Source organism: Flavobacterium fryxellicola (assembly GCF_900143245.1).
Taxonomy (GTDB): domain Bacteria; phylum Bacteroidota; class Bacteroidia; order Flavobacteriales; family Flavobacteriaceae; genus Flavobacterium; species Flavobacterium fryxellicola.
In genome coordinates this window covers 1-5,955 of record NZ_FRDK01000023.1, presented here as the reverse complement: position 1 = coordinate 5,955, position 5,955 = coordinate 1, and the positions used below count along the sequence as shown (strand labels likewise).

At 34.6% G+C, this 5,955-nt stretch carries 4 protein-coding genes; 1 reads left to right on the top strand and 3 read right to left on the bottom strand.

Annotated features, from left to right (window positions below; translation table 11 throughout):
* The 3 genes from BUA03_RS16200 to BUA03_RS16185 all read right to left on the bottom strand — a co-directional run.
* The coding region (locus tag BUA03_RS16200; RefSeq protein ID WP_139255699.1) for a transposase at window positions 1-288 on the bottom strand (288 nt) is incomplete at its 3' end.
* A 676-nt stretch (window positions 289-964) separates the two neighbouring features.
* The gene (locus BUA03_RS16805) at window positions 965-1,141 is read right to left on the bottom strand and encodes a hypothetical protein (RefSeq protein ID WP_211266378.1); all 177 of its coding nucleotides are present in this window, start codon (window positions 1,139-1,141) and stop codon (window positions 965-967) included.
* Window positions 1,142-1,242: 101 nt separating this feature from the next.
* Window positions 1,243-2,202, bottom strand: a complete 960-nt coding sequence (locus BUA03_RS16185) for an IS110 family RNA-guided transposase (RefSeq protein WP_066077221.1) — start codon at window positions 2,200-2,202, stop codon at window positions 1,243-1,245.
* Between the two features lie 697 nt (window positions 2,203-2,899).
* On the opposite strand from BUA03_RS16185, the gene BUA03_RS16180 reads away from it, so the two are divergent.
* A partial coding sequence (locus BUA03_RS16180) for a hypothetical protein (protein WP_139255697.1) occupies window positions 2,900-5,955 on the top strand: 3,056 nt, incomplete at its 3' end.

The following is a 5,955-nucleotide window of genomic DNA, read 5'->3' as shown; positions in this document are numbered from 1 at the left end:
GGCAAATAACTTAGTTAACCTAAACAGGAAGAAATCTACTTTTCTCACTCCTCTAAATTGATTTCTGAATGCTTTAATTTTAGCATTGAAGGATTCTGCAGAAGCATTTGTACTTCGTTTATCAAAGTAGTTCAGTATAGAATTATAATTGATGTTTATAGTGTTCATGATTGTATTGAAGCTTTTAATCCCTAAATTCTCCACATCGTTGTACCAATGTGCTAATTTTGTAATAGCTACTGATTTATCTGTATTGTTGTTATAAATGTTGCGTAATTTTTGGCTCAAAAAATAGGATCAAGAACAAAACTTGGGGATTAGGCAAATAACTTAGCTAACCTAAACAGGAAGAAATCTACTTTTCTCACTCCTCTAAATTGATTTCTGATAGCTTTAATTTTAGCATTGAAGGATTCTTAAGCTGCGTTTACTCTTCTTCTTTCAAAATGGTATAGAATAGTATAAATTTTGAGGTGGAGTGCCAATTTTTATCTATTGTAATGTTTGAGCTGAATGATTCGCTAACTGTGGCCAGTGTTTAGCGTCAAACTTTAAATTGCATCTTTTAAAATCTCTCAAAAAGTCGCCCTTTTGATTTTCTAAAGTTCTTCCCAGAAACCGATAAATAGGAGTAATGATATTAGAATTAATAAGTTATAATCTGTTTCATATGTGTTTTGTATGTTGTTTTTTATAAAAAAGGCAAAAATTAGCTGATGAAAGTCTAATTTCATTACTTAAAAATCGATATTTAATTTTGTTTGCCTTGATTTTATTAGGGTTAAATAATTTTATTCATTTTTGTTTTTAATAAAAGGATAAGATATATGTAAATTTTCATATTCGTGCTTCCGATTAGCATTACTACTTCTCTTTGCGACAAGTGTTTGTGCTTATCCAGTTTTTACTCAATTTCATACACAGATTTAATGTTCTAGTAAAAAAAACGAGCTTATATTTATCTTTATGCTGTTGGTGTTAGTCTTACGCTAAAACCTAAATTCATTAATTGTGCTACACTTTTCTGTATGTCTCTTTGTTTCTTTTTTTGATTGATTGCTTCTATTTGTTTAATTGGCTCTTTGTAAACCTCTTTGTTTTTTAAAATATGATATGCCGCTATTATTTGTTTGTGTGCCACTGCTATTAAAGCTTTTTTGGAACCTTTTCGGATTAGTAATTTTTGATAAAAAGTCTTCAAATAACCCTGCTTCTTCCTGGTTGCTCCCCAAGGCGATTCGACTAATGCTGATTGGATATGTTTGTTTCCGTGGATGACTCGGGTGCTTTTTTTTTACCTGCACTCTCGTTGCTTCCTGGACTTAATCCAGCCCAACTCGCCAAATGATGTTCGTTAGGAAAGCAATCCATATCAACACCTATTTCGCTGATAATGGTTATTGCAGTATCTTTTCCAACTCCATCGATGGTTTGCAAAAGTTCTAATTCTACTTGGTATTGAATAACCGATTTATCTATTTGAGTTTCAACTTTTGTAATCAATTTTTCATTTTCATTAATAGTTTCTCGTATTATTTTCAACATAAAACGATGATGATTCGTTATCTTTCCTGTTAAAGCTTCTTTTATATCTTCTTTCGAAGCCTTTATTTTGCCATGAGCATGAGAGACAAGTTGGGCAACATCCTCAACCCCATCTATAATAGCATTGATTATTCTTGTAGCACTTACCCCCTTTACATCAGAAACTACGCTACTCAATTTAATGTTGCAATCTTCTAAAACTTTAATGATACGATTGGTTTCAGATGCAATAAATTGCGTTTTTTTCTTTTTATAACGTACCAAATCCCGAAGTTCACGTATGTCGTTCGGCGGTATAAAACTTCCTTTTAAAAGCCCTGCAACTAAAAGTTTACTCAACCAAGCACTGTCTTTTTTGTCCGTTTTATGTCCAGGAATATTCTTTACATGACGAGCATTTACTAGAATGATTTCAAAGTCTTGTTCCAAAATATTGAAAACAGGTTTCCAATAAATTCCCGTACTCTCCATAGCCACATGGGTAACTTGGCGCTCCTTGAACCAATCTCGCACTTCTATCAATGAACTTGTGAAACCTGTAAAATTCCTGGTTTCAAAATCTTTTCCGTTACTCCTTATAGTAGCAACCAAAACATCTTTGTGAACATCTATTCCGCATCCTACCGAAATAAGTTGTTCGAATTCAACTGTTTTCATAATGTTGTTTTTAGGACATCTAAGTTACGAAAAACTCATCGGTGTTTGCGTTTGCTAAATCATGGTTATTTCATAATTTTCATAAAAGACATAAGTTGTGCTGTTATTCGATGTACGTTAGCTACCAAATTCCTACCGCATTCTTTCCAGACAAAAAATACTCGTACCTCATCCTCATTAAGCCTTATTCTGCCATTATTGTGAAGTTGTGTTTGGTGTGCTCGATGGTGAAAATTTGGAATCTTTGAGTCATCGCGTTTTCTTTTTTGAAATTAACCTATTGGAAACATGTTGTTTAGGAGTAGAATTATTCTCTTCTAAATACAAACGCCATGCTTTTTCTTTTTTTTATAAGAAGTCAATTCTAAATACTCAAAACTAATTTCCGCTAAGAAAGTTTTTCTACGTATACTGTTTTAATCTTACATTTTTAGATGATTTTAAATATACAAATAGGACTTGTTTATTATTTTTCACAAATTTAAGACTTAAGCCGTGATTTCGTGATTTGTGTTGTAAGGACATTGATTTTATATAATTCTTGATCAAATATTTTATCTTGTAAATGTTTGATTTTTAATTATTTAAATTTATTGTTTTTAGTTTGTTAAATTTTTATTAAAATTCAATTTGCTCAATGAAAATAAAACTTTACATTTAAAGATTAAATTTTCAAAATAATTACAAAATCGGTTGTATGAAAAAAAAAATACTTTTATTTTTATTATTTCTTTTTTTTTTTAATTTTTCGCTAAGTTCAAGAAATTTAGACAATCTTGTAAATTTACATGATATCAATTTTAAGCGCTATTCTAAATTAATAGCTACAGATTCAATTAAAAAACAGAAAAAGAAGTCCAAAGTTGTTCGGACTTCGGCGATTATAGCTGTTTTGCCTAGCCCATTTTCGACTGCTGGGAGCTCGTGTGGAGACGGTATTAATCCAGTACAAGTCAATGTCTATGCTTTTGGAGTAAATGGTAATGAAACTATTGAATGGTTTGCTTCTCAGTCATCAGTTATACCGGTATACACAGGAAGTATTTACAGTCCAAGTATAAGTTCTACTAAGACTTACTACGTGCAGAGCCGAAGAGGTTCTGATGTTAGTTTCCGTGTACCTGTCGTTGCTTCAATATATGTTATTCCGCCTGCAGTGACATTATCTGTTTCTCCTTCTACTTCTATTTCGGCTCCATTGTGTTTGGGTACTTCTACCACATTTACTGCCACTGGCGGTGCAGATCTATTTGAATTTTCAGTCGATGGCGTCGTGAAACAAAGTATGTCATTAAGTAAAACATTTGTCACAAATACTTTAACAGATGGTCAGGTTGTTAGAGTTCGAACTAGATATGCAGTGAGTTTTGATGGTAATGTTACCGAGAAAGCATGGGGCACTGGAGCAGTTGAAGATAATTTTCTTTCTGCTCCATTATCATCTAACGCGACTTCAGCATACATAAATTCTATAAAAATAAGTCCCACAGAGGATAAATTAACTTTCGGAGTACTTGGTAAAGTTCTAAGTGGTAGAAAAATTTTATTGTTTTTGGATACTAAAGTAGGAGGGTTTAATGTTTCAAATTATGGTGATGAAAATGGTGGGTTTCCTTTGGTGAATGCATTTAATTTTTTTAATAACAATCCAAGTACGTTTGATTCTTATTTCCAGGCAGATTATTGTTTAGCTATTGGAACAGACGTAGGAGGAAATAACTATAGTGCGGATATTATTGAACTAAGAACTGGAAATTCTATTAAGACTAATATAGGAGTTGTTGCTTCAGGAAGTCCATCTTCAGTAATGGGGATAAATAAAAATAATGTTGGGACTACCGATTACAATCTAGGATTTGAAGTTGAAGTTTTAAAGTCTCTTATTGGTTATACAACGGGGGATATTAAATTTTTTGCTATGACTTTAGTAGATCAAGATGAAACAAATTATTCCGTTACCAATTCTTTTCTAAGTCCAGAGAAAGCGAGTAATTTAGATTTCGGAAATGCAGCAGTAGATTACAATCTTAAAGATCCAAATCCTGTTGTAGTTGCTTCAGCGGCATTAACACCATGTTATTCAGAGGCAAATATTGTAATGAGTTTTGTTGAGAGTCCAACATTAGCTACTGTTGGAGAGAGTCAGTCTAAATGTAGTTTTACAAGTGATCCTTTGGGTGGTAATACACCTTCAGTAGGGACAGGAACTTGGACTAAAAAATCAGGACCTGGTAGCGTTAACTTTAGTGATAGTAGTAATGGATCTTCAACAGCTAATGTAGATGTTCTTGGTAGTTATGTGTTTACATGGACGATTTCAAATGGACAATGTGTGCCATCTTCTGAAGATATTACAGTAGAATTCAATTTCACCGCTCCTCCTGTCATTGGATTGGTTACGCAACCGACTTGTGAGAGGAACTATGGCAGTATCGTACTGAATGGCTTGCCTTCAATAGGCACATGGGTTATCACGCCTTCTAGTGGAGTCCCAATTTCTGGATCTGGTAGTAGTTATGAATTTAGTAACCTTCCATCATCAGGAATTTATACTTTTACTGTTACTGGTATAAACAATTGTTCTTCGGTTGGATCAGAGTCGGTTACTATAAATGCTAGTTCAACACCGCCAGTTGAACCGACTACGGTTAGTGTGGTGCAACCTACTTGTGGAACTCCATCCGGAAGTATTACTATTACAACACAAGCAGGAATAGCCTACAGTTTGGATGGAATAATGTATCAATCCTCGAATGTATTTACAGCATTGGCTCCAAACACTTATACTTTATACGTTCGAAATACAGCGGATAATACTTGTGTAACTCCGTCATCGTCTGCTATAACGATCAATGCTATTCCAACACCGCCAACTGAACCAACCACGGTTAGTGTGGTGCAACCTACTTGTGGAACTCCATCCGGAAGTATTACAATCACAACACAAGCAGGAGTAGCCTACAGTTTGGATGGAATAACGTATCAGAGCTCGAATGTATTTACAGCATTGGCTCCAAATACTTATACTTTATACGTACGAAATGCGTCGGATAATACTTGTGTAACTCCGTCAACGTCTGCTATAACGATCAATGCTATTCCAATACCGCCAGTTGAACCGACTACGGTTAGTGTGGTGCAACCTACTTGTGGAACTCCATCCGGAAATATTACTATTACAACACAAGCAGGAGTAGCCTACAGTTTGGATGGAATAACGTATCAGAGCTCGAATGTATTTACAGCATTGGCTCCAAATACTTATACTTTATACGTACAAAATACATTGGATAATACTTGTGTAACTCCGTCAACGTCTGCTATAACGATCAATGCTATTCCAACACCGCCAACTGAACCAACCACGGTTAGTGTGGTGCAACCTACTTGTGGAACTCCATCCGGAAGTATTACAATCACAACACAAGCAGGAGTAACCTACAGTTTGGATGGAATAACGTATCAGAGCTCGAATGTATTTACAGCATTGGCACCAAATACTTATACTTTATACGTACGAAATACAGCGGATAACACTTGTGTAACTCCGTCATCGTCTGCTATAACGATAAATACTAGTCCAACACCGCCAGTTGAACCGACTACGGTTAGTGTGGTGCAACCCACTTGTGGAACTCCATCCGGAAATATTACTATTACAACACAAGCAGGAGTAGCCTACAGTTTGGATGGAATAACGTATCAGAGCTCGAATGTATTTACAGCATTGGCTCCAAATACTTATACTTTATA

What these genes read in the sequence shown, in the direction of transcription:
- BUA03_RS16185 (WP_066077221.1), bottom strand. Translation starts at nt 2,202, where the DNA reads ATGAAAACAGTTGAATTCGAACAACTTATTTCGGTAGGATGCGGAATA.